The organism is Mycobacterium sp. IDR2000157661, from assembly GCF_022317005.1.
GTDB lineage: Bacteria > Actinomycetota > Actinomycetes > Mycobacteriales > Mycobacteriaceae > Mycobacterium.
This window is the reverse complement of sequence record NZ_CP081006.1, coordinates 2,657,004-2,682,496: the sequence shown is the minus strand read 5'-3', so window position 1 is coordinate 2,682,496 and position 25,493 is coordinate 2,657,004. Positions and strand designations below refer to the sequence as shown.

25 protein-coding genes and 1 pseudogene are annotated in these 25,493 nt (G+C 68.1%); 8 read left to right on the top strand and 18 right to left on the bottom strand.

Going from position 1 to position 25,493, the window contains the following annotated elements; all coding sequences use genetic code 11:
* Positions 1-103: 103 nt before the first annotated feature.
* From K3G64_RS14240 to K3G64_RS14230, 3 genes are read right to left on the bottom strand one after another with little or no spacing between them, the layout of a single operon-like run.
* Entirely contained in the window at positions 104-931 is an 828-nt protein-coding gene (locus tag K3G64_RS14240; protein WP_238885175.1) for an acyl-ACP desaturase, read from the bottom strand.
* Between the two features lie 56 nt (positions 932-987).
* Complete coding sequence (locus K3G64_RS14235) at positions 988-2,463, bottom strand: glycine hydroxymethyltransferase (RefSeq protein ID WP_238885173.1); 1,476 nt, start codon at positions 2,461-2,463, stop codon at positions 988-990.
* Between the two features lie 35 nt (positions 2,464-2,498).
* Positions 2,499-3,707: a DUF885 domain-containing protein gene (locus K3G64_RS14230; protein WP_238885172.1), complete on the bottom strand. Its 1,209-nt coding sequence runs from the start codon at positions 3,705-3,707 to the stop codon at positions 2,499-2,501.
* 30 nt (positions 3,708-3,737) lie between these two features.
* On the opposite strand from K3G64_RS14230, the gene coaA reads away from it, so the two are divergent.
* Positions 3,738-4,688: a type I pantothenate kinase gene (gene coaA, locus K3G64_RS14225; protein WP_238885170.1), complete on the top strand. Its 951-nt coding sequence runs from the start codon at positions 3,738-3,740 to the stop codon at positions 4,686-4,688.
* Positions 4,689-4,737: 49 nt separating this feature from the next.
* Here the strand turns inward: coaA and K3G64_RS14220 are convergent, their stop codons facing one another.
* The 4 genes from K3G64_RS14220 to K3G64_RS14205 all read right to left on the bottom strand — a co-directional run bounded on the left by K3G64_RS14220 (position 4,738) and on the right by K3G64_RS14205 (position 7,950).
* A complete protein-coding gene (locus K3G64_RS14220) occupies positions 4,738-5,148 on the bottom strand; it encodes a hypothetical protein (protein ID WP_370646939.1) in 411 nt (136 codons plus the stop codon).
* Between the two features lie 106 nt (positions 5,149-5,254).
* Positions 5,255-5,695, bottom strand: a complete 441-nt coding sequence (locus K3G64_RS14215) for a hypothetical protein (protein WP_238885169.1) — start codon at positions 5,693-5,695, stop codon at positions 5,255-5,257.
* A 77-nt stretch (positions 5,696-5,772) separates the two neighbouring features.
* On the bottom strand, positions 5,773-7,125 hold the full coding sequence (locus K3G64_RS14210; protein ID WP_238950658.1) for a hypothetical protein: 1,353 nt from the start codon (positions 7,123-7,125) through the stop codon (positions 5,773-5,775).
* Between the two features lie 27 nt (positions 7,126-7,152).
* Positions 7,153-7,950, bottom strand: coding sequence for a (2Z,6E)-farnesyl diphosphate synthase (locus tag K3G64_RS14205; protein WP_238885167.1), 798 nt, complete (start codon positions 7,948-7,950; stop codon positions 7,153-7,155).
* Positions 7,951-8,014: 64 nt separating this feature from the next.
* On the opposite strand from K3G64_RS14205, the gene trhA reads away from it, so the two are divergent.
* The gene (gene trhA / locus K3G64_RS14200; RefSeq protein ID WP_238885166.1) at positions 8,015-8,755 is read left to right on the top strand and encodes a PAQR family membrane homeostasis protein TrhA; all 741 of its coding nucleotides are present in this window, start codon (positions 8,015-8,017) and stop codon (positions 8,753-8,755) included.
* Here the strand turns inward: trhA and K3G64_RS14195 are convergent.
* Genes K3G64_RS14195 through mca form a run of 4 tightly spaced genes read right to left on the bottom strand, consistent with a single transcriptional unit; the run spans position 8,752 to position 12,306 of the window.
* A complete protein-coding gene (locus K3G64_RS14195; RefSeq protein WP_238885165.1) occupies positions 8,752-9,123 on the bottom strand; it encodes a nuclear transport factor 2 family protein in 372 nt (123 codons plus the stop codon). The genes trhA and K3G64_RS14195 overlap by 4 nt on opposite strands.
* 9 nt (positions 9,124-9,132) lie before the next feature.
* The gene (locus K3G64_RS14190) at positions 9,133-11,151 is read right to left on the bottom strand and encodes a thioredoxin domain-containing protein (RefSeq protein WP_238885164.1); all 2,019 of its coding nucleotides are present in this window, start codon (positions 11,149-11,151) and stop codon (positions 9,133-9,135) included.
* Positions 11,138-11,440: a hypothetical protein gene (locus K3G64_RS14185; RefSeq protein ID WP_238885163.1), complete on the bottom strand. Its 303-nt coding sequence runs from the start codon at positions 11,438-11,440 to the stop codon at positions 11,138-11,140. The genes K3G64_RS14190 and K3G64_RS14185 overlap by 14 nt, the downstream gene beginning before the upstream one ends.
* Positions 11,437-12,306 (bottom strand): mycothiol conjugate amidase Mca, encoded by an 870-nt coding sequence (mca, locus tag K3G64_RS14180; protein ID WP_238950657.1) that lies wholly within the window; start codon positions 12,304-12,306, stop codon positions 11,437-11,439. Before mca ends, K3G64_RS14185 begins: the two co-directional genes overlap by 4 nt.
* Positions 12,307-12,442: 136 nt before the next feature.
* On the opposite strand from mca, the gene K3G64_RS14175 reads away from it, so the two are divergent.
* The 3 genes from K3G64_RS14175 to K3G64_RS14165 all read left to right on the top strand — a co-directional run bounded on the left by K3G64_RS14175 (position 12,443) and on the right by K3G64_RS14165 (position 14,318).
* Positions 12,443-12,865 carry a DUF4307 domain-containing protein gene (locus tag K3G64_RS14175; protein WP_238885161.1) on the top strand — a complete coding sequence of 141 codons (423 nt, stop codon included), beginning with the start codon at positions 12,443-12,445 and terminating at the stop codon, positions 12,863-12,865.
* 261 nt (positions 12,866-13,126) lie between these two features.
* Positions 13,127-13,621: a transcription elongation factor GreA gene (gene greA / locus K3G64_RS14170; protein WP_238885159.1), complete on the top strand. Its 495-nt coding sequence runs from the start codon at positions 13,127-13,129 to the stop codon at positions 13,619-13,621.
* 34 nt (positions 13,622-13,655) lie between these two features.
* Positions 13,656-14,318: a GOLPH3/VPS74 family protein gene (locus tag K3G64_RS14165; RefSeq protein WP_238885157.1), complete on the top strand. Its 663-nt coding sequence runs from the start codon at positions 13,656-13,658 to the stop codon at positions 14,316-14,318.
* A gap of 4 nt (positions 14,319-14,322) precedes the next feature.
* Here the strand turns inward: K3G64_RS14165 and K3G64_RS14160 are convergent, their stop codons facing one another.
* The gene (locus K3G64_RS14160; RefSeq protein ID WP_238885156.1) at positions 14,323-15,486 is read right to left on the bottom strand and encodes a cystathionine gamma-synthase; all 1,164 of its coding nucleotides are present in this window, start codon (positions 15,484-15,486) and stop codon (positions 14,323-14,325) included.
* A 37-nt stretch (positions 15,487-15,523) separates the two neighbouring features.
* Between K3G64_RS14160 and K3G64_RS14155 the strand changes: the two genes are divergently transcribed.
* Entirely contained in the window at positions 15,524-16,708 is a 1,185-nt protein-coding gene (locus tag K3G64_RS14155) for an acyl-CoA dehydrogenase family protein (RefSeq protein WP_238885155.1), read from the top strand.
* A 9-nt stretch (positions 16,709-16,717) separates the two neighbouring features.
* Here the strand turns inward: K3G64_RS14155 and K3G64_RS14150 are convergent, their stop codons facing one another.
* From K3G64_RS14150 to K3G64_RS14135, 4 genes are all read right to left on the bottom strand, one after another.
* Positions 16,718-17,767, bottom strand: a complete 1,050-nt coding sequence (locus K3G64_RS14150; RefSeq protein ID WP_238885154.1) for a hypothetical protein — start codon at positions 17,765-17,767, stop codon at positions 16,718-16,720.
* A 30-nt stretch (positions 17,768-17,797) separates the two neighbouring features.
* Positions 17,798-18,367, bottom strand: a complete 570-nt coding sequence (locus K3G64_RS14145; RefSeq protein ID WP_441338859.1) for an RDD family protein — start codon at positions 18,365-18,367, stop codon at positions 17,798-17,800.
* Positions 18,368-18,507: 140 nt separating this feature from the next.
* Positions 18,508-19,920: a cystathionine beta-synthase gene (locus K3G64_RS14140; protein WP_238885152.1), complete on the bottom strand. Its 1,413-nt coding sequence runs from the start codon at positions 19,918-19,920 to the stop codon at positions 18,508-18,510.
* A 29-nt stretch (positions 19,921-19,949) separates the two neighbouring features.
* Positions 19,950-21,011, bottom strand: a complete 1,062-nt coding sequence (locus K3G64_RS14135; protein WP_238885151.1) for an alpha/beta hydrolase fold domain-containing protein — start codon at positions 21,009-21,011, stop codon at positions 19,950-19,952.
* A gap of 205 nt (positions 21,012-21,216) precedes the next feature.
* Here K3G64_RS14135 and K3G64_RS14130 point away from each other — a divergent pair, with 205 nt between their 5' ends.
* Together K3G64_RS14130 and K3G64_RS14125 are read left to right on the top strand one after the other, a co-directional pair.
* The gene (locus K3G64_RS14130; protein ID WP_238885150.1) at positions 21,217-22,179 is read left to right on the top strand and encodes an SGNH/GDSL hydrolase family protein; all 963 of its coding nucleotides are present in this window, start codon (positions 21,217-21,219) and stop codon (positions 22,177-22,179) included.
* 43 nt (positions 22,180-22,222) lie between these two features.
* Entirely contained in the window at positions 22,223-23,440 is a 1,218-nt protein-coding gene (locus tag K3G64_RS14125; protein ID WP_238885148.1) for an acetyl-CoA C-acetyltransferase, read from the top strand.
* Positions 23,441-23,514: 74 nt separating this feature from the next.
* Here the strand turns inward: K3G64_RS14125 and K3G64_RS14120 are convergent.
* Positions 23,515-24,380, bottom strand: a pseudogene (locus K3G64_RS14120) (hypothetical protein).
* Between the two features lie 154 nt (positions 24,381-24,534).
* Positions 24,535-25,383: a Bax inhibitor-1/YccA family protein gene (locus K3G64_RS14115; protein WP_238885146.1), complete on the bottom strand. Its 849-nt coding sequence runs from the start codon at positions 25,381-25,383 to the stop codon at positions 24,535-24,537.
* Between the last annotated feature and the right edge of the window lie 110 nt (positions 25,384-25,493).

Below are 25,493 nucleotides of genomic sequence, written 5' to 3'. Positions count from 1 at the left end.
AAACGATCGGTACCGCCCGGATAGCAGAGCATGTCGCTAGCCATCGACCGCGACGCTACTCCCGTTGCCGCACACGCGCCGTGCAGGCGCGCCGTAGTTCCGGTTACCGAGAGGTGAACTGCGCCAGCGACGGTTCGCCGCTCAGACCCCAGGCCGCGATCCGGTCGGCGATCACCCGGCGCAGCTGCTCGGGCCCGAAGATGCCGGCGCCGTCGATGTTGGCGAGCTTGTCGGCATAGGCGTCGATGTCACCGCCGACGACACCGAGTTCGGCGGCGCGGCGGCCGACGGCCTCGACGGTCTCCGCACGGCTGGTGCTCAGCAGGTGCGCGACGAGGTTGGCGAAGAACTCCTCGTGCCGTTCCTCGTCGCGGGCGATGCGACCGATGAGGCCTTTGAGCACGGGCTCTTCGATCTGCGCCTCGAGGTTGCGGCAGTACACCGCGTGGGCCCGTTCGAAGAAGGCCATGAAGACCAGCCGCTCGACCTGGCTGTAGGTGTCGGCACGGTAGCCCTTCATGACGTGTTCGACACGGACGTCCTCGTTGGCTGCGGGGTCGATCTCACGCGTGACCACGAGGTAGTTGCGCAGCGCGACCGCGTGCAGATGCTCCTCGGCCGTCCAGCGCCCGATCCAGCGGCCCCACTTCTCCTCGAGGATGAAGCTGAAGACCATCTCGCGGTGGTAGCCCGCCAGGTTGTCCTTGGTGATGAGCAGGATCTCCAGCGCATCGGTGATGTGCTTGGGCAGGGTCACCTGCTCGGGATCCCAGTCGCGGCCGCCGAGAAAGGCGAAGTTCTCGCCCTGGTCGAAGGGCACGTAGTCGTGGGCGTACCAGAGGTCCTCGGTGTCGACGTGGCGACGCAGCTCCTGCTGCACGACCGGCTCGAGTTCGAGGATCAGCGCATTGGGTACAGGTTTCTGTGCCATGCGGTTACATTAACTCAATTCTGTGGGGATCGTAAAATTCCGACCCCCGAGCGTGTCTAGAGCGTGAGCCCCGGATACAGCGGGTTGGCATCCAGCAGTTCGGCGGCACCGGCGTGCACCCGCTCGGCCAGACCGTCGGCCATGACGTACTTGGCTTTCGACGGCCCGGCGGTGGCTTGGGCCGGTTCGGTGTTGGACAGCACCTCGACGATCAGCTCGGCGACGCGGTCGAACTCGTCGGCCCCGAAGCCGCGGGTGGTCAGCGCCGGGGTGCCCAGCCGGATGCCGCTGGTGTACCAGGCGCCGTTGGGGTCGGCGGGCACGGAGTTGCGGTTGGTGACGATGCCGGCGTCGAGCAGCGCGGACTCGGCCTGCCTGCCGGTCAGCCCGAACGACGTCACGTCGAGCAGGACCAGGTGGTTGTCGGTCCCGCCGGTGACGAGCGCGCCGTCGCGTTTGAGGAACCCGTCGGCCAGCGCTTGGGCGTTGTCGGCGACGCGCTGGGCGTAGGCGCCGAACGCCGGTTGGCGGGCTTCGGCCAGCGCGACCGCCTTGGCCGCCATGACGTGCGACAGCGGTCCGCCGAGCACCATCGGGCAGCCCTTGTCGACGGCGTCGGAGTACTCGGGCTGGGCGAGCACCATGCCGCCGCGGGGCCCGCGCAGCGACTTGTGGGTCGTCGTCGTGGTGACGTGGGCGTGCGGGACCGGATCCTCGTCACCGGTGAAGACCTTGCCCGCGACCAGACCGGCGAAGTGGGCCATGTCGACCATCAGGGTGGCGCCCACCTCGTCGGCGATCTCGCGCATGGTCGCGAAGTTGACCCGGCGCGGGTAGGCGGAGTAGCCCGCCACGATGATCAGCGGCTTGAACTCGCGGGCCGCTTCGGCGACGGCCTGGTAGTCCAGGAATCCGGTGTTCGGGTCGGTGCCGTAACTGCGCTGGTGGAACATCTTGCCCGAGATGTTGGGCCGGAAACCGTGGGTGAGGTGGCCGCCGGCGTCCAGCGACATCCCGAGCAGCCGCTGATCGCCGAGCTTGTTGCGCAGCGTCTCCCAGTCCGCCTCGGACAGGTCGTTGACGTGCTTGGCACCCAGCGCCGCCAGTTCGGGACCTTCTACCCGGGTCGCCAGGATCGCCCAGAAGGCGACCAGGTTGGCGTCGATGCCCGAGTGCGGCTGGACGTAGGCGTAGGGCGCGCCGAACAACTCGCGGGCGTGCTCGGCGGCGAGCGCCTCGACCGTGTCGACGTTCTGGCACCCCGCGTAGAAGCGGTGCCCGATGGTGCCCTCGGCGTACTTGTCGGAGAACCAGCTGCCCATGGTGAGCAACACCGCGGGCGATGCGTAGTTCTCGCTGGCGATCAGCTTGAGCGAATCCCGTTGATCGACGAGTTCTTTGCGCGTCGCCGCCGCGATGCGGGGCTCGACGGACTCGATGACCTGCAGGGCGGCCCGGTACGCCGCGCTCGCGGTTTCGGCGTACTCCGCGCCGGGAGCAGCAGCGTTCGAGGTCACGGCGTCAGCAGTCATGAGGTTCAGCCTACGACGGCGCCCATCCAGTTGGGTCAGGCCGCCCGCAGCGACGACGGGATCAGCGGCTCGTCGAGCAGCGTGCCGAATCGCTGCGTGAGGCTGACCCCGTCGGGCCGGGCGTCCAGCCAGCCGCGCAGCAGCCGGTACCCCTCCACGTAGGTGCTGGTGTAGGCCCGCCACAGCGGCGAGGACAGGAAGCGCAGCATCTGGCGCGCGCGCTCGTCGTTGACCAGCAACCACTGCTTGAGAAACGCCACGACCTCGTCGACGTCGCGGTGTTCGTCGTGCAGCATCAGGGCAGCATCCTGACGCACCTCGGCCAGCGCGGCTGTCGCCGCCGAGATGGTCCGCGCGCGGTCCCCGTCGAAGCGCAGGCCCAGGTCGGCGTAGATCTCGGCGGCCCACGCACCCCACTCCGGCCCGATCGCGGCATGCAACGCCAGGTCGGCCAGGCCCTCGGCCATCACGCACTGCGGCGTGTTGACCAGGAAGATGGTCTGCTCGGCCTGCCCCCTGCGCCCCACCAGGCCCGCTTCCTTGCGGCAGTGCTCGGTGTGGTGACCGGGATAGGACTCGTGGGCCACCAGACGCGGCAGGTTGGACATCTGCTGCTTGAGGTCGGCGTTGACCGCCACCGTCGAGGTGAATTCACCGTGGTAGTAGTTGAACCCCGACCACGGCTTGTCGGTGACCACCTCGTAGGTGATGGTCTCGCTGTCGGGCAGTGGGTACTCAGCGCGCACCCGGTCGCGCAGCGCGCTGGAGAACGCGTGGATGCACTCCTCGAGGCGGTCGGGCGGGATCTCCTCGGCGGACCGGTAGGCCTGTATCCGGTCGGCCAGCGCGCCGGTGCCGCCCACGACTTCGTCCAGCCGGCGGTGCGCCTCGCGGTACTGCTCAGGGTCCCCCTTGGTGATGTGCACGTCGAAGTAGGCCTCGACCTCGTCGACGAATCCCACATCCTGGCCGGCGAACTTGCGGCCGGCACACGCCAGCGCCCGCAGGTGGGCGGCGACATACTCGGCGCGCGCCCGCTCGAGCCCCGCGGCGGGCAACTCAGCGAGCAGACCCTCCGCCTGACGGGCCAGGTCCGCCGGGTCGGGCGGCGGCTCGGCGGCCACCGCGCGGCGCAGCGCCGGATCTCCGGTGAACGAGTCGACGTAGCCGTCCTCCACCCGGTCGAAGCGCAGACCGAGCAGCAGGTACTCCCGGACTAGCGAAACTGAGGTGCTGGCGTCCATGTCGTCAACGGTAAATGCAAGACTGAGGCCATGGCGCGGCTGAGTGAACCCAGCCCATACGTGGAGTTCGACCGGAGTCAATGGCGAAACCTCCGCATGTCGACCCCGTTGAAGCTCTCCGAGGACGAGTTGATCAAGCTGCGCGGCATCGGCGAGAAGGTGGATCTGCTCGAGGTCGAAGAGGTCTACCTGCCGTTGGCCCGGCTGATCCATCTCCAGGTCGCCGCGCGCCAGCGGCTGTTCGCGACGACGGCGGAGTTCCTGGGCGAATCGGGGGGTGATCCGCACCAGAACCCGGACCGGCCGGTGCCCTTCGTCATCGGCGTGGCGGGCAGCGTGGCCGTCGGCAAGTCGACGACCGCCCGTGTGCTGCAAGCACTTCTGGCCCGGTGGGAGCACCATCCGCGGGTCGACCTGGTCACCACCGACGGCTTCCTGTACCCCAACTCCGAGTTGGTGCGCCGAAACCTGATGGGCCGCAAGGGATTTCCAGAGAGTTACGACCGTCGGGCGCTGATGCGATTCGTCACGGCGGTCAAGGCGGGTTCGGACAAGGTGTGTGCTCCGGTGTACTCACACCTGCTCTACGACATCGTGCCCGGGGAGAAGCAGATCGTCGCGCACCCCGACATCCTGATCCTCGAGGGCCTCAACGTACTCCAGACGGGCCCGACGCTGATGGTTTCGGACCTGTTCGACTTCTCGGTCTACGTCGACGCCCGCATCGACGACATCGAGCAGTGGTACATCGACCGGTTCCTGGGCCTGCGCACAACGGCTTTCGCCGACCCGGCGTCGCACTTCCACCACTACGCGACACTGACCGACCAGCAGGCGGTCTTCGCCGCCAGCGACATCTGGCATTCGATCAACCGGCCGAACCTGATCGAGAACATCCTGCCGACGCGTCCACGAGCGACGCTGGTGCTGCGCAAGGACGCCGACCACTCAATCAACCGGCTCCGGCTGCGCAAGCTCTGACATGTTCGCGGCCCGCCCGGCGCACCGAACGGGCCGCAGCAGCAATAGATCACGACTTGATGCGGCGCCAGCCCTGATACTGCAGCTCGGCCATGACCAACGTGTACACACCCGTGCCGAGGATGAGCACCACCCCGACGGCGGTCAGCGGGAAGACGTCGGCGAGCACCAGCACCACGGTGGCCACCGAGAAGACCAGGTTGCCAGCCGCCAGCGCGATGCCCGAGAGCTTCACCGAGGGCAACGCGGCGAGCCCGAGAACCGCCAACGCGAAGACGATGAAGAACACGCTCATCGAGTACTCGAACGCCTTCGTGGTGCCGGAGATCTCAGCGAGCCAGCCCGCGAGCGGGATGCCCGCAACACCGACCAGGCCGGACAGCGTCGCGTCGAGGCGCATGGCGAAGCGCAGCAGCGAATCGGTGGATTCATGGAGCTTCGGGGAGGAGATGGCGGTCATCGAACTTCCTTTCTGGGTGGGGATGGACGACCGTTCCGGAGCCGACGCCGCAACCTCTGCACGGAGGCTTTCGTGCTCCTCGCGTGCGCGGGCCGGCTCCGGACGGTCATGTGGAGGTCGCGTCTAGCCGACGCACCCCGAGGTATTGGACGTAGGCGAACGCCAGCGTGAGGGCGGTGAAGGCGACCGTGGCGGCGATGCCGAACCGCGTCAGCGGCAACCACCCCGCGATCAGCACACCCGCGACGGTCACCGCGAAGGCGACGTTGCCGACCAGCACGCCCACGCCGACCCGCCGGACGTCGCGCACGCCGGCCGCCAGATACAGCGCGGCGCCGTAGGCGACGAGCGCTGCTCCGGCGATCCACTCGCTGGTCGGCGAAAGCCCCGACAGCCGCGAGAGCGGGTCGGCGGCCATCGCGATGACGAGACCGACTGCTGCGCACAAGGTTGCATCGGCGCGCAGGGCGAACCGCAGCAGGTCGCCCACCGCAGGCGCGGTGAGATCATCCTGGGTGTCGACGGAGCGGGTGGTGACGGTGGTCATGACACCGACACTGCCCGCAGGGCACTGCCAGATCGATGCCGGACGCTGCCAATCACTGCCAGCCGCAGTTCAGCGCTCTAGTCCGAGGCGGCCACCAGGTTGCCGCGCAGATCGGCGGCGATCACGCGCGCCGCGGCGTTCTGCCAGTTGTGCAGGGACCGCTGCGGCACCTCGGTGACGAACCACTGCCAGGCTTGCCGGGCCACCGGGTCCAGCCCGGCGGCGGTGGCGTTCTGCGCATAGGCCCGCACACCGACGACGTAGGGGAAGTACAGCGAGTTGTAGTACCGCCACTCCTCGGTGGTGCCGAAATCGCCGCTGTCGCGCGGCTTGAGCCGGGCGATGCGGTCGGCCAGCAGCGCCTTGAGTTCGTTGGCCCGCTCGAGCGGCTGGTCGGGTGCGCCGCGGGCGGCCAGCCGCTCGTCGATGACCGGCAGCTTGGTCAGCGGGCTGGCCACGAGTTTGGACAGGTCGCCGTAGTGGCCGAGGGCGCGGCGGGTGAGCCGGGCGAAGGTCTCCTCGTCGACGCCGTCGAGCGGGTTGTCCTTGCGCAGCGGCAGCGCGGCCTCGGTGCTGCGCAGCGTCGCCCGGTCGGCACGCAGCGCCGGCGAACGGGAGAACGCCAGCCGGTCGAGCACACCCGCGAGTGGGTCGGCGAGCACGTTGATCACGATCGCGATGCCCAGGCTGGTGAACAGCAGCACCGTCAGCGCGGTGTCGCGGCCCGTGACGGCCAGCACCACCAGCGCCTGACCGCCGAACAACACGGCGACCACACACGTCGCCGCGAACGACCTCAGCATGTCCGCCCGCAATGCCTGCCCTTCGTCGAACGCATCACCGATCGCCACCGCGACGCCCAGCAGCGCGACGTCGAAGCCGGTCGCCGCCAACGCCAACCAGCTGGGCACCAGGCCGAGCGGGATGATCAGGATCGCGTTGCCGAGCGCGAAGAACAGCGTCGCGATGACCATGAAACCCACCACCGGGCGCGGTTGGGACCGGCGCAGGACCGCGTAGACCATCGCCCCGAGCGCCGACAGCGAGATGGCGGCGAACATCACCCAGTGGCCCACGCGCAACGGTCCGTCGACCCCGCCTGCCATCGCGGCGCCCGCGAACGCGACCACGGCCACCGCGACGACCAGGCCCAGCTCGCTAGCCCTGCTGCGCCAGCTGTCGCGGGGCCGCGACAGCTCGATCAACACCGCGAACCAGGCGATGCCCGGCACGGCCACCAGGTAGATCTCGACGCGGCCCAGCGCGTCGGCGCCGCTGACCGTCCGCACGGCGTCCAGCGCGACCACCGCGGCGAAACTGGTCAGTCCGATCGCTGCGAGCACCAGGACAGGTTTGCGTGGATCGCGGGCCAGCAGGTACAGCCCGAGCCACCAGCTCAGAACGAAGACGACCGCCGACAGCGCCGCCATCGTCACGTGCCACATCGGCCGACCCGATCAGATTCCATAACGCCGGTGGCGTGCGGTGTAGTCGCGCAGCGCCCGGAGGAAGTCGACCCGCCGGAACTCCGGCCAATACGCCTCGGTGAACCACATCTCGGAGTACGCGCTCTGCCACAGCAGGAAGCCCGACAGCCGCTGCTCGCCGGAGGTGCGGATGACGAGGTCGGGGTCGGGTTGCCCGGAGGTGTAGAGGTTCTCGGAGATCGCGTCGATGGTGACGGCCTCGAGGAGCTGTTCACCGGTGTTGCCGTTGGCCAGCTCCTTGCCGAGCAGCTGGCGCACCGCGTCGACGATCTCCTGCCTGCCGCCGTAGCCGACCGCGACGTTGACGTGGAACGTCTGGGCGTGCGATTCGGTCTGCGTGGAGTCGACCGCGTCGCGCAGCCGGCGAGCAGGCTCCTGGCCGATCAGCTCGAGGTCGCCGACCGTGCGCACGCTCCAGCGGTTGGCCGGCGCGCAGATCTCCTCGACGACGTCGGTGATGATCTCGATGAGCGAGGAGAGCTCCTCGGGCGCGCGTTGCAGGTTCTCGGTGGACAGCAGGTAGACCGTGGCCATCTCGATGCCGGCCTCCTGACACCAGCGCAGCATCTCGGCGATCTTGCGCGCGCCCATCCGGTACCCGAAGCTGACGTCATCGTGTCCTGCGTCACGCGCCCAGCGGCGGTTGCCGTCGCACAGCACCGCGATATGCCGTGGCAGTTCGGATTTGGACTGCGCCAGTTCCTGCCGCAACCGCATCTCGTAGAGCCGGTAGGCCGGCTCCTTGAGACGCGGGGGAATGAGCTCCACGAAGATCCAGACTACTGTGAGTGAGTGCAATCCCCGGCATAGTGCAGGCTTTCGTGGAGGTGAGATGACGCGATCCGTCGACGCCACAGAACCCGAGCGGACCCGTCGGCCGCACGGACGGGCCGAGGACCTGCCAGAAGCCGTCGTCGAGGGTGTCGCGACGTTCATCGGCAAGCCGCGGGCGCGTGGGTGGATCCACGTCTACGCGGCGGTGGTGGCCGCGATCTGCGGGGCGACGCTGGTCTCGGTGTCGTGGTCGGTGCAGTCGACAAGGGCGGGCATCGCGACGCTGATCTACACGCTCACGATCGTCGCGATGTTCGCCGTCAGCGGCGCCTACCACCGGGTCAACTGGAAGTCGCAGACCACCCACAAGTGGATGAAGCGCCTCGACCACTCGATGATCTTCGTGTTCATCGCAGGCAGCTACACGCCGTTCGCACTCCTGGCGCTGCCGTCCACCGACGGCATGGTGCTGTTCTACATCGTCTGGGGCGGTGCGATCGCGGGCGTACTGCTCAAGTGCTTCTGGCCGTCGGCGCCGCGGTGGGTCGGTGTGCCGCTGTACATCCTGCTCGGCTGGGTGGCGGCGTGGTTCATCGGACCGATCATGCACGGCGCGGGTGTCACGGCAGTGGTGCTGTTGATCGTGGGCGGCGCGCTGTACAGCATCGGCGGCGTGCTGTACGCCGTGAAGTGGCCCGACCCCTGGCCGACGACCTTCGGCCATCACGAGTTCTTTCACGCCTGCACCGCAGTGGCCGCGACCTGCCACTACATCGCGATGTGGTTCGCCGTCTTCTAGAGCTGGGTGACGTTGCCCGGGCCCCAGTAGGCCTTCATGGAGGCGATCTTGCCCTCGCCGGTGAACGTCATGACGCTGATGATGTCGATGGCCATCTTGCTCTCGCCGAGATCGATCGTCAGCGTCCAGTGAAAGGCCGCCTCGTGGCCGAGCGCGCGCAGCGTGACGACGTCGGCCTGGGCGCCGTTCGCCGGAAGGGCATCGTAGAAGCGGCGGATCGCCGGGCGGCCGATGTGCACCTCGCTGCCGACCGGGTCCTCGACGGTGGCGTCGTCGGCATACAACTCGGCTACCGCATCGGCATCGCCCTTGGCTGCGAGTTCGAGGTAGCGCTTGACGGTGGCGGCGTTGTCTTCCTGCGTCGGCATGGGCGAAGGCTACCGGGGATCGACCGCGGCGGCGAGATCCCCGGCGCTGGTGACCGGTAGGTCACACGTCCGGCCGCGACAGACGTAGGCGGCATCGGCTCCTCCCACCCGGTCGCGCTCGCGCAGCAACTCCGAGGAGCCGACCGGCCCGCCGATGACGACCGCCCCGCCCGGCGCGAGCCTGCGCGCGGCGGCCAGCAAATCGGAACCCGGCCCGGCACATGCCACCGCGATCTGCAGTGGTCCGCGCACCGCCGCCTCGGCGACGGCGAGCCAGTGTCCACCCGAGCGAGGCAACCTGGCCAATATCTGGCCGGCCCCACCGAGCGTCGCCTCGGCCGCGGCGCCGTAACGTCCGGCCCGGTCGGCGGGCGCCAGGTGCGCGGCCAGCAGCAGCGCCTCGGCGACCAGTGACGCGCCCGACGGCGTGGCGCCGTCGAGCGGATCGGCCGGTCGCACCATCAGCGCTTCGGCGTCGTCGGCGGTGTCGAACCAACCGCCGTCGCGATCGGGGTCGGCGAAATGGTCGAGCGCGATGTCCAGAAGCGCGGCCGCCGCGCCGAGCCAGGAACTGTCCCCGGTCATCTGGTGCAGCGTCAGCAATCCGGTCGCCAGCGCCCCGTGATCCTCGAGGATGGCATCGCTGTCGCCGACCACTCCCCCGAGGCTGGCCCGCCGCAACCGGCCGTCGACGAGGTGCAGGTCGAGCACTGCCTCTGCGCATCGGGTCGCGGCCGTCAGTAGGCCAGGATCGTCGAGCGCCACGCTCGCCTCGGCCAGCGCGGTGATCGCCAGCCCGTTCCACGCCGTGACCACCTTGTCGTCGCGGCCTGGCTGCGGGCGGGTCACCCGTGACGCCAGCAACGCGGTGCGCACCCTGCCGAAGCGGTCGGGGTCGTCGGGGTCATGTGGCAGCTGCAGTACCGACGTGCCGTGCTCGAAAGTTCCGGCGTCGGTGACCGCGAACAGCGTTGCGGCCCAACGGCCGTCGTCTGCTCCGAGGACTTCGCGCAGCTGCGCGGGGGTGAAGACGTAGGTCAGCCCTTCCACACCGTCGGCGTCGGCGTCCAGCGACGAGGCGAACATGCCGCCCACCGCGAGGTCGTCGATCAGGAACCGCGCCGTCTCGTCAGCCACCCTGCGCGCCAACGTGCTTCCGGTACGGCGCGCCCAGTGTGCGTACACGCGCAGCAGCAGCGCGTTGTCGTAGAGCATCTTCTCGAAGTGCGGCACCACCCACGACGCATCGACGCTGTAGCGCGCGAAACCCCCGGCCAACTGGTCGTAGATGCCACCGCGCGCCATCGCCGTGCAAGTGCGTTCGACGGCCTCCAGCGGCAGCAGGTCACCCGTGCGTTCATGGCTGCGCAGCAGCGCCTCCAACAACGCCGACGGCGGGAACTTCGGCGCAGCGGCCCGGTTGGTGGCGAAGCCGCCGCGCTCGACGTCCTCGTCGGCCAACACCGCGGCGACCGCGTGGTCACACAGGGCCGGGTGCACCGGCGGCCCGCCCGGCAAACCGGTGGCCATCGAGCGAAGCTCACCGGTGATCCGGTCGGAGGCCTGCTCGACCTCGCTGCGACGGGTGCGCCAGGTCTCGGTCACCGCAGCGAGCAGTTGCAGGAAGCCGGGCTTTGGGTAGTAGGTGCCGCAGAAGAACGGCCTGCCGTCGGGCGTCAGGAAACAGGTCATCGGCCAGCCGCCCTGGCCGGTCAGCGCGACCGTGGCGTTCATGTAGACGGCGTCGAGGTCGGGCCGCTCCTCCCGGTCGACCTTGATGCAGACGAAGTCCGCGTTCATCACCGCCGCGACCTGCCCGTCCTCGAACGACTCATGGGCCATGACATGGCACCAGTGGCAGGCGGCGTAACCGATCGACAGCAGGATCGGCACATCGCGGGCCACCGCCTCGGCCAGGGCCTCGGGCGTCCACTGCCGCCAGTGCACCGGATTGTCGGCGTGCTGGCGAAGATAGGGGCTGATGGCCCCGGCGAGCTCGTTGCGCCCGGGAGGCTCAGCCGGGCTCACGTGGCGCCCCGCCCGAGTCGGGCGTGGTCCCGTCGGCCGGTGTCTGCCCATCCAAGCCGGTGGCGCCGTCGTCGGGTGCCCGGCCGGGCTCGGGACGCTTCTCGTCGAACGACTCCGGCACCTTGCGCAGGTGCTTGTTCATCGAGCGGACCAGCAGGAACGTGCCGATCAGCAGCAGCACCAAGACCAGCAGGCCGAACGGGCTGGCCTTGCCGAAGTCGGGCCCTGTGTTGCGCGGCGTGTCCTGGGCCAGCAGATCCAGTGCGAACGTTCCGAACGTAAGGGTCATGACGCCTCGATCCCGGTGAACAGGTCGGTCTCCGGCAGGGACACCGGCACCCGTGAGCGAGCCAGTTCGTACTCCTCGGTGGGCCATAGCCGCTGCTGCCACTCGATCGGCGCGCGGAAGAAGTCGCCGTTGGGGTCGATCTGGGTGGCGTGGGCACGCAGCGCGTCGTCACGCACTGCGAAGTACTTCGCGCACTCGACGCGGGTGGTCACCCGCCTGGCGAAGATGTCATGGTCGGGATCCCAGTGCTTGAGCCACTTCTCGAAGGGTCCGACCTCGCCGTGCTTGGCGAACTCGTCCTGCAGCAACTGCATCCGCTGCCGCAGGAAGCCGTGCGTGTAGTACAGCTTGTTGACCCCCCACGGCTCGCCGGTCTCGGGGAACAACCGGTAGTCGGCCGCCGCCTCGTACGCGGCCATCGAGACCTGGTGGCAGCGGATGTGGTCGGGATGCGGGTAGCCGCCGTTCTCGTCGTAGGTCGTCATCACGTGCGGCCTGAACTCGCGAATGACGCGCACCAGCGCCTCGGTGGGTTGTTCCAGCGGCACCACGCCCAGGCAACCGTCGGGCAGCGGGGGTGGCGGGTCGCCCTCGGGTAGTCCGGAGTCGACGAAGCCCAGCCAGTGGTGCTCGACGCCCAGGATCGCCGCGGCCTTGGCCATCTCGTCACGGCGGATCTCCGACATCCGGCCGTGCACCTCGGGCAGGTCCATCGCCGGGTTGAGGATGTCGCCGCGCTCGCCCCCGGTCAGGGTCACCACCAGAACCCGCACGCCCTCGTCGGCGTAGCGGGCCATCGTGGCGGCGCCCTTGCTGGACTCGTCGTCCGGGTGCGCGTGCACGGCCATCAACCGCAATTCGCTCAACCTGATCTGCCTCACCTGTCGCTATCCGAGTGGTTCGACACCTAACAACCCATCCGGATGGCCCTATAGTTCCAGTTCTGGAGAACCATCCGACGGGGAGCCCGCAAAAGGGCACCGAAAAGGGCACCGAAACCAGATGATCGAGCGTCCCGCCGCGCGCTACGGGCGCCGGCGACTGTCCGGACCGCAGCGCCGCTGGATCGCCGTCATACTGGCCGGGCTGGTCGTGGTGGCCGGGTTGATCGTCGCGGTCGTGGCATCGGGGCGGTTCGGCAGCCCCGAGGTCAAGGGCGAACTCGGCGGATATCGGCTCCTGGACGATCAGACGGTGGAGATCACCATCAGCGTCACCCGCGAGGACCCGTCGCGGCCCGTCACCTGCATCGTGCGGGCGCGGTCCATCGACGGCAGCGAAACCGGACGCCGCGAGGTGCTGGTGCCGCCGTCGCCGGAGTCGACGGTGCAGGTGACCACGATCGTCAAGGCCACCCGCGAGCCCGTCGTCGGCGACGTCTACGGCTGCGGCACCGAGGTGCCGCCCTACCTGCTGACCCCCTAGATCACAGCGCTGCGGCGTGCGCAACCAACGCCGGACTGCCAAATCGTGAAAACCCGCCGTCCGTGCGGTGGTAGCATGGAATGCGTACACGGTTCCTGCTGGGACCGTGTATTGCTGCTTTTGGTGCTCCGATGAGGCCTCTCGGGAGGCCCTTCCGGTTTGGCGCCGACCAACGCGGCAATACACGTCAAAGCTCCCGGCGCCGTACCACGAGACTTCTTACGCGATGAGCGCGAGAGCCAACGACGACAGGAGCGCGACATGACCGACACACAGGTCACCTGGCTGACGCAGGAGGCTTACGACCGGCTGAAGGCCGAGTTGGACCAACTGATCGCTCACCGGCCGATCATCGCCGCCGAGATCAACGACCGCCGCGAAGAGGGCGACCTGCGGGAGAACGGCGGCTATCACGCCGCACGTGAGGAGCAGGGCCAGGAGGAAGCCCGAATCCGCCAGCTTCAGGAGTTACTCAACAACGCCAAGGTCGGCGAGGCGCCCAAGCAGTCCGGCGTCGCGCTGCCCGGCTCGGTGGTCAAGGTTTACTACGACGACGACCAGAACGACACCGAGACGTTCCTGATCGCCACCCGCCAGGAGGGCGTCAGCGACGGCAAGCTCGAGGTCTACTCGCCGAACTCGCCGCTGGGCGCGGCGCTGATCGACGCCAAGGAAGGCGAGACGCGCAGCTTCACCGTTCCCAACGGCAGCACCGTCAAGGTCACGCTGGTCAAGGCGGAGCCCTACCGCGGCTGACGCCCGATGCCCGCGCGGGGTTTAAGGTCCGCTCATGGCGCAGATCGCCGAGGACCTGTTCCTGCTTCTGATCGACAACGCCTCCGCGCAGCCGGCGCTGGAGCGCCAGCGCCGCGAGCGCGTGCTGTCGGCGGCGGTGCTGTTGGATCTGGCGCACGCCTGCCGGGTACGGCCCGCGGTCGACGGTGAATCCGTCGAGGCGGGCCGGCTCATCGCACTGGCTGTACCAGGAGCGTTCGACCCGGTAGCCGAGCCCGCCTTCCAGCTGTTGCAGCGGCGACCGCTGCGGGCGGTGTCGGCGGTCAAGAAGCTGTCAAAGCACACCGAGGCCCACATCGCCGGCTTTCTCGAGCAGACGGGCCAGGTCCGGCGGGTCCGGCTGCCGGACAGGCATTCCGGCAGTGGCTACGCCTTCGCCCTGGTGAACCGCAAGCGGGCGGCCGACGCGCGGTCGGCGCTGCTGTCGGCACTGTTCGACCGCAAGCCGCCCGCCCCGGCGACGGCGGCGATCATCTCGCTGCTGCACGCCGTCGACGGCCTCGGCGCACTGTTGAGTCTCAACGATCGCGGCTGGCGATGGGTGCACGCCCGGGCGGGCGAGATCGCGCTGGGCAGTTGGGTCGACGAGTACCCGACGGCCCTGCCCGAGGTGAACCTGGCGGTCACCACATCGGCGGTGCGCCAGGCACTGCGCTAGCTGCTCAGGCCAGCGCCTGCTCGAGGTCGGCGAGCAAGTCGGCGACGTCTTCGATACCGACCGAAAGGCGCACGAGGTTCTCGGGTACCTCGAGCTGCGACCCCGCCGTGGAGGCATGGGTCATCGCGCCCGGGTGCTCGATCAGCGACTCGACGCCGCCCAACGACTCGGCGAGAATGAAAATCCCTGTCCGCGAACAGAGGTCACGAGCAGCGGCAACTCCACCGCGCAACCGCACCGAGATCATCCCGCCGAAGCCGCTCATCTGCCGTGCGGCGATCTCGTGGCCCGGGTGGTGGGGCAGCCCCGGATACAGCACCGTCTCGACCGCCGGGTGGCCGTCCAGGAACTCCGCGATGAGCTGGGCGTTCTCGCTGTGCCGCTGCATGCGCAGCACCAGCGTCTTGAGTCCGCGCATGGTCAGGTACGCGTCGAACGGTCCAGGCACCGCCCCGGCGCCGTTCTGCAGGAAAGCGAATGCGGCGTCGAGTTCGGCGTCGTTGGTGAGCAACGCACCGCCCACCACATCGGAGTGACCGCCGATGTACTTGGTCGTCGAATGCAGCACCACGTCGGCACCCAGCAGCAGCGGCTGCTGCAGCGCGGGCGAGGCGAACGTGTTGTCCACCAACACCTTCGAGTTCGACTCGGCGGCCAGCGCGGAGATGCCGGCGATGTCGGCGATCGAGAGCAGCGGGTTGGTCGGCGTCTCGACGAGGACCAGCCTGGTGTGCGGCGTGATCGCCGCCCGAACCGCGTCGAGATCAGCCAGCGACACGGCGGTGTAGCTGATGCCCCACTGCGTGAAGACCTTGTCGATCAGGCGGAACGTGCCGCCGTAGGCGTCGTCGGGCATCACGATGTGGTCCCCCGGCCGCAGCATGGCCCGCAGCGCGCAGTCCGTCGCCGCCATGCCCGACGAGAACGCCCGCCCGTGCGCGGCCGACTCGACCGAGGCCAGCGCAGCCTCCAGCGAAGACCGCGTCGGATTGCCGGTCCTGGCGTACTCGAACCCGCCCCGCAGACCCCCGACGCCGTCCTGCGCGAACGTCGAGCTGGCGTAGATCGGGGCGTTGACCGCTCCGGTCGCCGGGTCGGGAGCGAACCCGGCGTGGATGGCCCTCGTGGACAGTCCGCTGGCCGGCCCAAGCCTGTTGTCATCGGTCATCACCGCTCAGGGTAGCGAGCCGTGTAGACATGGACCCATGAGCACTTCCGCCCACATCGACGACCTCCTCGATCTCGACTCGCTGCTGACCCCGGAGGACATCGAGTTACGCCAGACGGTGCGCCGCTTCGGCGAGCAGCGGCTGCGGCCCTTCGTCGCCGACTGGTTCGAGACGGGGCAGGTGCCGGTCCGCGAGCTCGCCGCCGACCTCGGCAAGCTGGGACTGCTCGGCATGCACCTGCAGGGGTACGGGTGTGGAGGTTCGACGGCGACCGCTTACGGATTGGTGTGCCAGGAACTGGAGGCCGTCGACAGCGGACTGCGCAGCCTGGTGTCGGTGCAGGGCTCGCTGGCGATGTTCGCGATCCACCGCTGGGGCAGCGAGGAACAGCGAGAGCAGTGGCTGCCCGCCATGGCGGCCGGCGAAGCCATCGGCTGCTTCGGGTTGACCGAGCCCGACTTCGGGTCCAACCCGGGCGGCATGCGCACCACCGCCAAGCGGGCCGGATCGGACTGGGTTCTCAACGGCTCGAAGATGTGGATCACCAACGGCTCGGTCGCCGACGTCGCGATCGTCTGGGCCCGCGTCGACGACGGCGCGGACCACCACGTCGCCGGGTTCGTAGTGCCCGCGGGCACGGCCGGTTTCTCCGCGACCGACATGACCCACAAACTGTCGCTTCGTGCCTCGGTCACCTCCGAGCTGCACCTCGACGACGTCCGTCTGCCCGCCGCGGCGAAACTGCCCGAGGCCCGCGGACTCTCGGGCCCGCTGAGCTGCCTGTCGGAGGCCCGCTTCGGCATCGTGTTCGGCAGCGTCGGTGCGGCCAGGGACTGCCTGGAGACCGCGCTCGACTACGTCGGCACCCGTGAGGTCTTCGACAAACCGCTGGCCGCCTATCAGCTCACCCAGGCCAAGATCGCCGACATGGCGGTCGAACTGGGCAAGGCTGCGCTGCTCGCGCTGCACCTGGGCCGGCTCAAGGACGAGGGACGAATCAGGCCCGAGCAGGTCAGCTTCGGCAAGCTCAACAACGTGCGGGAGGCCATCCAGATCGCACGCCAGTGCCGAACGTTGCTCGGCGCCAACGGGATCACGCTGGACTATCCGGTGATCCGGCACGCCAACAACCTCGAGTCGGTGTTGACCTACGAGGGCACCTCCGAGGTGCACCAGATGGTCATCGGAGAGGCGCTGACCGGGGTCAGCGCCTTCCGATGAACATCGCCGTCAGTACTGCTGCGGAGTCGTCTGCGGTCCCGGCGGCACCTGCTGCTGATCGGCCTCGGCGACCTGGCCGCCGCTGAGCTTGCGATAGGCGTACACCTCGATCAGCGCGATCAGCGGGATCGCGACCAGCAGACCGACACCGCAGAGCAGCGCGCCGACGATCGCAACGACCAGCAGGACGAGGAACGTCAGCAACACCTGGCCGAAGTTGTTCTTCGCGATGTCGAAGCTCGTCTTGATCGCGTCGATCGGTGACAGGTTGCGGTCGAGCAGAGCGATGACGGTGAACAGCGTGAAGATCGCCACGACCAGGCCCGGCAGGATACACAGGGCGAACCCGATCGACGTGAGGACTCCGACGATCAGGCTGGCCACGATCACGCTGCCGACGTTGCGAGGCTTGAAGAACGATCCGATGCTCACCGGACGACCGTTCGCCACATCCAGCATGCCGCTGTAGTAGGCGGACTGGATGGCACCGCCCACCACCAACGCGACGATCCAGCCGATGACCGTGACGGCGAGGCTGGCCGGACCGGAGACGTTGTAGGAGAACGAGAAGCCGCTGTCGTCGGACACGTAGGTCGTCGAATCCGGCGAGACGGCGGCCGACAGGAACCCGAAGATGAATTGGAGCGCTACGACGATGATCCCGAAGACCAGCGTCGCGACGATCATCGGAACGGCGTTGCTGGTGAACTTGCTCCACGCCCAACTGAACGCGTTGCCGACCGAATAGTTCTGTGCGCCGCCGTATCCCGCACCGCCGGGCGGCGGGTAACCGTGCTGTCCCTGAGGCGGGTAGCCCCCCTGCTGCGGCGGCGGGTAACCGTGCTGCTGGGGAGGCGGATAGCCGCCCTGTTGCGGCGGGTAACCACCCTGTTGCGGCGGATAACCACCCTGCTGCGGCGGATAACCACCCGGCGGAGGCGGCGGAGGGTAACCACCCGGCGGAGGCGGCGGGTAGTCACCGCCCGATGGCGGTGGCGGATAGTTGCCTTGCGGCGGCGGAGGGTAATTCCCCGGCGGAGGCGGTGACTGATCAGACATGTGACCTTCCCGAGTTGTCGTAACAGTGGGCTAGAGCGGCATGCACACGGTGTGCATGAGTTTGTCGGCGATCGTCTGGCGCTTGTTGTCCCAAAGCGGGAACAAGTACCCGATGTAGCAGATGGCCATGTCGACGACGTGGGCGACCTGCCGAAGTATGGAGTTACCGAAACCGATTGGCTGCCCCGTCTTTTCGCTGACGACCTGGAACTTCAGAACCGACTTGCCGATGCTCGAACCGGTGGTTCCCTGGCGGTAGCCGAAGTTCCAGACCACGTATGCCGCAGCGAGAAGGAAGGAGATCGCGATAGCCGATTGACCGAGCGTGGATGCGCCGGTGGAACACAGTTCGCCGAGGTCGTATGGCGTGACCTCGACGAGGCAATCCGTCTCCTCGGTACCGAGCAGCAGCGCCATTCCGATGCCGAGGATGACGCCGAGCGGGACGTAGTCGACCAGTAGCGCTTGCACTCGCTTGAACCACGCCGTGTACGTCTCCCTGGGCAGGGCTGATGCGGTGACACGGTGAGGAGACCTCGGACCTGCGCCGGCCGGAAGGGGCGGTGAGTAACCACCCGATGGTGGCGGTTGCTCGGTCATCGGGGCCTTCCAGTCTTGGTCTCAGCTGGTGGTAAGCGTGCTAACCCTACCTGAGAGGTGCTTCTGGGCAGGGATTTCTGACCGCAAGGGGCCGCGGCCGAACCGTCTGCGGCGGTACGGGCGGGTTTCGTACACCGCGTTCACCGGGGCCGGCGGGTACTTCCGTCGGACAGGTAGCCGAGCAGATCGTGTCGGGTGAGCACGCCCACCGGTTTGCCTTCCTCGACGACCATCACCGCATCGCACTCGCGCAGTGTCTTGGCGGCGTTGCTGACCAGTTCGCCGGCGCCGACAAGAGGCAGGGGCGGGCTCATGTGTTGTGACACCGCGTCGGCGAGATGGGCCCTGCCCTCGAAGACCGCGGAGAGCAGTTCGCGTTCGGACACGCTGCCGGCCACCTCCCCGGCCATCACCGGCGGTTCGGCGCCCACCACGGGCATCTGCGAGACGCCGTACTCGCGCAGGATCCCGATCGCATCGCGGACGGTCTCCGAGGGATGCGTGTGCACCAGGTCGGGCAGCGCGCCGGACTTGCCCCGCAACACATCGCCGACGGTGGACTCCTCGACCGAACCGTCGAGCCTGCTGCGCAGGAATCCGTAGGATGACATCCAGGCATCGCTGAAAACCTTTGACAGGTAACCTCTTCCGCCGTCGGGCAACAGCACGACCACAACGGCGTCGGGTCCGGCCCGCTCGGCGACTTTGATCGCCGCGACGACGGCCATCCCGCACGACCCGCCGACCAACAGCGCCTCCTCGCGCGCCAGTCGCCGCGTCATGTCGAACGAGTCGGCGTCTGACACCGCGATGATCTCGTCGGGCACCACCGGGTCGTACGCCGACGGCCAGAAGTCCTCGCCCACGCCCTCGACCAGATACGGCCGGCCGGTGCCGCCCGAATACACCGAACCCTCCGGATCGACGCCGACGACCTTCACCGGACCTTCGGGACGCCCCGCCGACACCTCCTTGAGGTAGCGGCCGGCGCCGGAGATCGTGCCGCCGGTGCCGACGCCGGCGACGAAGTGGGTGACCTTGCCCTCGGTGTCGGCCCAGACCTCGGGACCGGTCGTCTCGTAGTGGCTCGCCGGCCCCATCGGGTTGGAGTACTGGTCGGGCTTCCACGCCCCGTCGATCTCGGTGACGAGTCGATTCGAGACGCTGTAGTAGCTGTCCGGGTGATCGGGCGGGACGGCCGTCGGGCACACCACGACGTCGGCCCCGTAGGCACGGAGCACGTTGCGCTTGTCCTCGCTGACCTTGTCGGGGCACACGAAGATGCACTTGTACCCGCGCTGCTGGGCGACCAGCGCCAACCCGACGCCGGTGTTGCCGGAGGTCGGTTCGACGATCGTGCCGCCCGGCTTGAGTTCGCCGCTGGCCTCGGCCGAGTCGATCATCTTGATGGCGATGCGGTCCTTGGCGCTGCCGCCGGGGTTGAGGTACTCGATCTTGGCGGCGACCAGACCCGCGCCATCGGGGACGACGGAGTTCAGCTGTACCAACGGGGTATTGCCGATGAGCTCACTGACGTGCCTGGCGATCCGCATGACTCCATCGTGTCAGGCGGCCAGACGCCTTACCAGGTGGCCTCTCGGATGTAGTCGCCGATCTGGCGCAGCGACCTGTTCGCCTCGGGCACCGCGGGTGCGCCGAGCTGGAAGACGTGCATCTGACCGGGCCAGACGCGGACCTCGACGGGCACGCCCGCCGCCGCCAGTCGTCGCGCGGCCTTACGGGCGTCGCTGATCAGCACCTCGGACCCCGACACGTGAATCAGCGTTCGGGGCAACCCGGGCTCGATGTGGTCCAGCGGTTCGTAGACCTCCTCGGGCTTGCCGTCGACGATGTGCCTGCCCGCCGCCTCCCGCACGAGGTCGACCAGGGCGAAGAACGCCCGCGGCGGGAACATCGCGTCGCTGCGGATGTTCGGATGGTTGGCCCGTGCTTCGTTGTCGATCTCGAACAGGGGTGACATCGTCACCATCGCGGCAGGCCGTTCGCCCTGCAGGCCCTCGCGCTGCAACCGCTCGGCCAGTGCCAGGGCGAGGTAACCGCCCGCCGAATCGCCGGCCAGAACGATCTGATCGGGCTCATAGCCCTTGAGCCGCAACCACTTGTACGCGTCGTAGCAGTCGTCGAGTGCCCGCCCCACGGAGTGCTTGGGAATCATCCGGTAGTTGACGATCAGCACCGGGCAGTCCGCGTAACCGGACAGCGCCGTCACCAGCCGGCCGTGCGAATTGGCTCCGCAGGTCAAGAATGCCCCGCCGTGCAGGTAGAGCACGACGGCCCGGTGGCCGTCGGCGGGCAGCACGCCCGGCGCGCGCACGAGCTGCGCGCTGCAGTTTGGGAGAGAAATGGTGGCGCGCACAGTCCCGGGGGTGGGCCGCGCAACGCGGGCGACGAAATCCACCAATCCCCACGGCCACGGTAACTTAGGTGCGTAACTTCCGATAGCCAGCGTCGGACGAATTGTTAGCAGAGCGGCCAGCGAGGTAAGCCGCCCAGCCAGGCTCGGGCCGTCCTCGACGACTTCGACAGGCGCGCAGTCGCTGACCGGAAACTTACCCGATCTGCGCGATTGAGCAGGAGTTACGGTGGAGCGGTAGGTCTTGCCCACCTTGCTCGGTGCGGTCATGACAACCACTCCTCAGGGCATCGTTGCCGTCGTAGTGTGAAGTACGCCTAATTTTCTGATCGGGACCCGTATCTTAGCCTGACACTCTGCGGTCAGTTCAACAATCAACGAGTCGATTTCGATACCGGACTTGATACCGCAATGTGATCCCGAATTCGCCCTCGCCACGCGGATGACTCGGATAAACCGAACTAAACTCGCGGCCGTGGGCATACCACGACGGACGAGCACCATCGCGCTGGCGGCAGCGGCCACGCTCGCTTCCACCGGTTCGGCATACGTCGGGGCCCGCAATCTGCTGGTCGGGCAGGCCGACCAGGCTCGACAGGTCATTCCGAAGGCGTGGGACATCCCGCCGCGCGCCGACGGCGTCTATGCCCCGGGCGGTGGGCCGGTCGAGCGGTGGCACCGTGACGTGCCGTTCGACCTACACCTGATGGTCTTCGGCGACTCGACCGCCACCGGCTACGGCGCCCAGACCGCCGAAGAGGTGCCCGGCGTGCGGTTGGCCCGCGGGCTCGCCGAGGTGTCGGGCAGGCGGATTCGACTGAGCACCAAGGCGATCGTCGGTGCCACGTCGAAGGGGTTGTCCGGCCAGATCGACGCGATGTTCGTCGCCGGGCCACCGCCCGACGCCGCGGTGATCATGATCGGCGCCAACGACATCACCCGGCCCAACGGCATCGGGCCTTCGGCGCGACGACTCGGCGCCGCGGTGCGCCGGTTGAGCGCAGCGGGTGCGGTCGTGGTCGTCGGCACGTGCCCGGACTTCGGCGTGATCACCGCGATTCCCCAGCCGCTGCGCTGGTATGCGCGTAGCCGGGGTTTGCGCCTGGCGCGGGCACAGGCGTCGGCTGTGCGGGCGTCCGGGGGCGTTCCGGTGCCGTTCTCCGATCTGCTGTCTCCGCACTTCCGCAAGACTCCGGACGAGCTGTTCTCTTCGGACATGTTCCATCCGTCGGGCGCCGGCTATGCCCTGGCGGCCAGCCAGCTGTTGCCCGCGCTGTGTGAAGCGCTGAGCGATTGGCTCGATTGTTCGGTGCCTGAGCTGCCCTGGCAATCACGCGCGACGGACAACGACACGCTGCTCGCGCGGGTGGGCCAGTTGAGCCGGCTGTGGCGCCGGTCGACTGGGGTCCCTGCGCCCATCGTGGTGCCCGCCAGCTAGGTTTCACTCAACCTTTTCGGTCCACCGAATTTTAGGAGATGTCATGCCTGAAGCCGTCATTGTCGCCACCGCGCGGTCTCCGATCGGCCGCGCCGGCAAGGGTTCGCTTGTCGACATTCGGCCCGACGATCTGGCGGCGCAGATGGTGCGCGCGGTGCTCGACAAGGTGCCCGCACTCGATCCGCGCGACATCGACGACCTGATCATGGGCTGCGGCCAGCCCGCGGGCGAGGCGGGGTTCAACGTCGGCAGGGCGGTCGCCGTCGAATTGGGCTACGACTTCCTGCCCGGCACCACGGTCAACCGCTACTGCTCGTCATCGCTGCAGACCACCCGGATGGCCTTCCACGCCATCAAGGCCGGTGAGGGCCATGCGTTCATTTCCGCAGGCGTGGAGACGGTTTCGCGGTTCCCGAAGGGCACCGCCGACGGCTGGCCGGAGAGCAAGAACCCGAAGTTCGACGACGCGATGGGCCGCTCGGATCAGGCCGCCGCAGGCGCGCAGGAGTGGCACGATCCCCGCGAGGACGGCATGCTGCCCGACGTCTACATCGCGATGGGCCAGACCGCGGAGAACGTCGCCCTGCACACCGGGATCAGCCGCGAGGACCAGGACCATTGGGGCGTGCGCAGCCAGAATCGCGCCGAGGAGGCCATCAACAACGGCTTCTTCGACCGCGAGATCGTGCCCGTCACGTTGCCGGACGGCTCGACGGTGGCCAAGGACGACGGCCCGCGCGCCGGCACCACCTACGAGAAGATCAGCCAGCTCAAGCCGGTGTTCCGGCCCAACGGCACCGTCACGGCCGGCAACGCCTGCCCGCTCAACGACGGGGCGGCGGCGCTGGTCGTCATGTCCGACACCAAGGCCCGCGAGCTGGGATTGACCCCGCTGGCGCGCATCGTGTCGACGGGCGTGAGCGGTCTCTCGCCGGAGATCATGGGCCTGGGCCCGATCGAGGCGACGAAGAAGGCGCTGGCCAACGCCGGTATGTCGATCGACGACATCGACCTCTACGAGATCAACGAAGCGTTCGCCGTTCAGGTGCTCGGGTCGGCGCGCGAACTCGGCATGGATCTGGACAAGCTCAACGTCTCGGGCGGCGCGATCGCGCTGGGTCACCCGTTCGGCATGACGGGCGCGCGGATCACCGCCACGCTGTTGAACAACCTGACCACCCACGACAAGACCTTCGGCCTGGAGACCATGTGTGTCGGCGGCGGCCAGGGGATGGCGATGGTGCTTGAGCGACTCAGCTAGTCCACCGCGCCACCTCCGCGCCTACGCGCCTTCTCCGCGCCTAGTGTGCAGCCAGATCGCGAAACCGGCCGATTTCAGGCCGATTCGCGATCTGTACGCACACCAGCGGGCCATGCTCGCCGCACCCGGTTGACGATGTCGGTCGGGCGATTACCGGCGACCACGCGGATGTGTGTCCAGCCGCGGTAGGCGATGAACTCCGACCGGATGATGTCCCGGCCGAGCCGCGACGGCATGCGGTGTAGTTCGCCGTCGTATTCCACGGCGATCATCACGTCGTCCCAACCCATGTCGAGGTAGTAGCGAGGCTCTCCGAACTCGTCACAGATCGGTATCTGAGTTCGTGGCCTGGGGAATCCGGCGCGGACGAGCAGAAGCCGCAGCCACGTCTCGCGTGGCGATTGCGCGCCGGCGTCGGAGAGTTCGAGCGCCGCTTGCAGACGCGGCACACCTGGCGAGCCGCGATGCCGACCCGCCACGTCCAGTACGTCGTCTCGCTGGAATCTCGTCGCGTTGCCGAGCGCATCCAGATGTGCCACGGCCGCATCACCCTCGATCAATCGGCCGAGGTCGAATGCGGTCCGCTCCGAAGTGGTCATGGGCAGACCGCCAAGCACCCCTTGCTCGTCGGCCAGCAACCGGTCGCGACGAGTGACGACTCCCCTGGGTGGCCTGGGGTTGGCCCAGATCAGTTCCACCGGGGGTTCTCGTCGACCCACTTCGCGCCGTGTAGCGCCGAGGCCGTCAACCCCGCTATCACGCCTTGGCGGTGCGACCACAACCACGCCGCCCTCGCCCGCTCGTGCAGAGAAGGAACCACGTCCTTCGACACGTACACGTCAGGGAAGACGGTTCGGTAGTGCGACCGCAACTCGTGTTTGCGAACACGACCTGCGGCCAATGCCTCGCTGCCGACGAAGGGTTCGACGAGGATCGCCATGACCCGACCTTCGCGCAACCACTCGCCGAAACTCCCGCACAGCTCGCGATCTGTGGACGAATCGCCATCTGTGAAGGCCCACGCGAGGCCGGGGACCGTTCCGGCGCAAACGAAAGGCCCGGCACATTTCGTGCCGGGCCTTCTCGTCGGGCTGCTAGTCGCTGTTGAAGTAGGACAGCAGCCGCAGGATCTCGATGTACAGCCAGACCAGGGTGACGGTCAGGCCCAGGGCGATGCCCCATGCCGCCTTCTCCGGCGCACCGGCGCGCACCATCTGATCGGCGGCGTCGAAGTCGATCAGGAAGCTGAACGCAGCGATGCCGATGACCACCAGCGAGAAGATGATCGCCAGCGGGCCGCCGCTGCGCAGGCCGAGGCCCTCACCGCCACCGACCCCGAACACCGCGAGCACCAGGTTCAGCAGCATCAGTGCCACCGCACCGAATAGGGCGGCCACGATGAAGCGGGTGAACTTCGGCGTTACGCGGATCGCGCCGGTCTTGTAGACGACGAGCATGCCGAAGAAAACGCCGATGGTGCCGACGATCGCCTGGGCGATCATGCCGGGGCCACCGGTCGAGATCACGTTGGCGAACACGAACGATATCGCGCCGATGAACAGCCCCTCGAGAGCGGCGTAGCTGAGCACGATCGCGGGGTTGTCCTGCTTGCGCGCGAACACCGCGACCAACACCAGAGCGAGACCGCCGAGCGCTCCGACCAGGGTGAACGGCATGGCGAGGCCGAGATTCTGGGCGACCAGGAAGTACGAGACGACCGCGACGGCCGTCAGCACCGCGAGCGTGATGCCCGTTCGGGTGACGACGTCGTCTATGGTCAGCGGCCGGGCGACACCGGTCTGCCGTTCCTCGGCGTACTGCGTGGCATACGGGTCGGCGTGTACCGCCTGCGTACCGTAGCCGCCGGCTCCGGTACCGAATTGCGCATAACCGCCCTGCGTTCTCGGCAGGGATCGAAATACCGGGTTGCTGGATTCCCGCACCGTCGGTTTCCTCTCCTGTGATGTGGTTCGTCTACTGGCGAACACACCGTCAACGTTTCGCGACGCCGGTCGGTTCCCGGACGGGGCCCGGCGTCTGCACGGAAACCCTA

Bases quoted from the DNA above. Each gene is read 5' to 3' on its own strand.
- K3G64_RS14215 (WP_238885169.1), bottom strand. From the start codon at position 5,695: ATGACCACCGTCACCACCCGCTCCGTCGACACCCAGGATGATCTCACC.
- K3G64_RS14165 (WP_238885157.1), top strand. From the start codon at position 13,656: ATGGCGCAGATCGCCGAGGACCTGTTCCTGCTTCTGATCGACAACGCC.
- K3G64_RS14175 (WP_238885161.1), top strand. From the start codon at position 12,443: ATGATCGAGCGTCCCGCCGCGCGCTACGGGCGCCGGCGACTGTCCGGA.
- K3G64_RS14145 (WP_441338859.1), bottom strand. From the start codon at position 18,367: ATGACCGAGCAACCGCCACCATCGGGTGGTTACTCACCGCCCCTTCCG.
- K3G64_RS14230 (WP_238885172.1), bottom strand. From the start codon at position 3,707: ATGGACGCCAGCACCTCAGTTTCGCTAGTCCGGGAGTACCTGCTGCTC.
- K3G64_RS14155 (WP_238885155.1), top strand. From the start codon at position 15,524: ATGAGCACTTCCGCCCACATCGACGACCTCCTCGATCTCGACTCGCTG.
- K3G64_RS14185 (WP_238885163.1), bottom strand. From the start codon at position 11,440: ATGACCCTTACGTTCGGAACGTTCGCACTGGATCTGCTGGCCCAGGAC.
- K3G64_RS14235 (WP_238885173.1), bottom strand. From the start codon at position 2,463: ATGACTGCTGACGCCGTGACCTCGAACGCTGCTGCTCCCGGCGCGGAG.
- K3G64_RS14160 (WP_238885156.1), bottom strand. From the start codon at position 15,486: ATGACCGATGACAACAGGCTTGGGCCGGCCAGCGGACTGTCCACGAGG.
- K3G64_RS14135 (WP_238885151.1), bottom strand. From the start codon at position 21,011: ATGACCGCACCGAGCAAGGTGGGCAAGACCTACCGCTCCACCGTAACT.
- K3G64_RS14210 (WP_238950658.1), bottom strand. From the start codon at position 7,125: ATGGCGGCGCTGTCGGCGGTCGTCTTCGTTCTGAGCTGGTGGCTCGGG.
- K3G64_RS14140 (WP_238885152.1), bottom strand. From the start codon at position 19,920: ATGCGGATCGCCAGGCACGTCAGTGAGCTCATCGGCAATACCCCGTTG.
- greA (WP_238885159.1), top strand. From the start codon at position 13,127: ATGACCGACACACAGGTCACCTGGCTGACGCAGGAGGCTTACGACCGG.
- K3G64_RS14150 (WP_238885154.1), bottom strand. From the start codon at position 17,767: ATGTCTGATCAGTCACCGCCTCCGCCGGGGAATTACCCTCCGCCGCCG.
- trhA (WP_238885166.1), top strand. From the start codon at position 8,015: ATGACGCGATCCGTCGACGCCACAGAACCCGAGCGGACCCGTCGGCCG.
- K3G64_RS14195 (WP_238885165.1), bottom strand. From the start codon at position 9,123: ATGCCGACGCAGGAAGACAACGCCGCCACCGTCAAGCGCTACCTCGAA.
- K3G64_RS14240 (WP_238885175.1), bottom strand. From the start codon at position 931: ATGGCACAGAAACCTGTACCCAATGCGCTGATCCTCGAACTCGAGCCG.
- K3G64_RS14220 (WP_370646939.1), bottom strand. From the start codon at position 5,148: ATGACCGCCATCTCCTCCCCGAAGCTCCATGAATCCACCGATTCGCTG.
- coaA (WP_238885170.1), top strand. From the start codon at position 3,738: ATGGCGCGGCTGAGTGAACCCAGCCCATACGTGGAGTTCGACCGGAGT.
- K3G64_RS14125 (WP_238885148.1), top strand. From the start codon at position 22,223: ATGCCTGAAGCCGTCATTGTCGCCACCGCGCGGTCTCCGATCGGCCGC.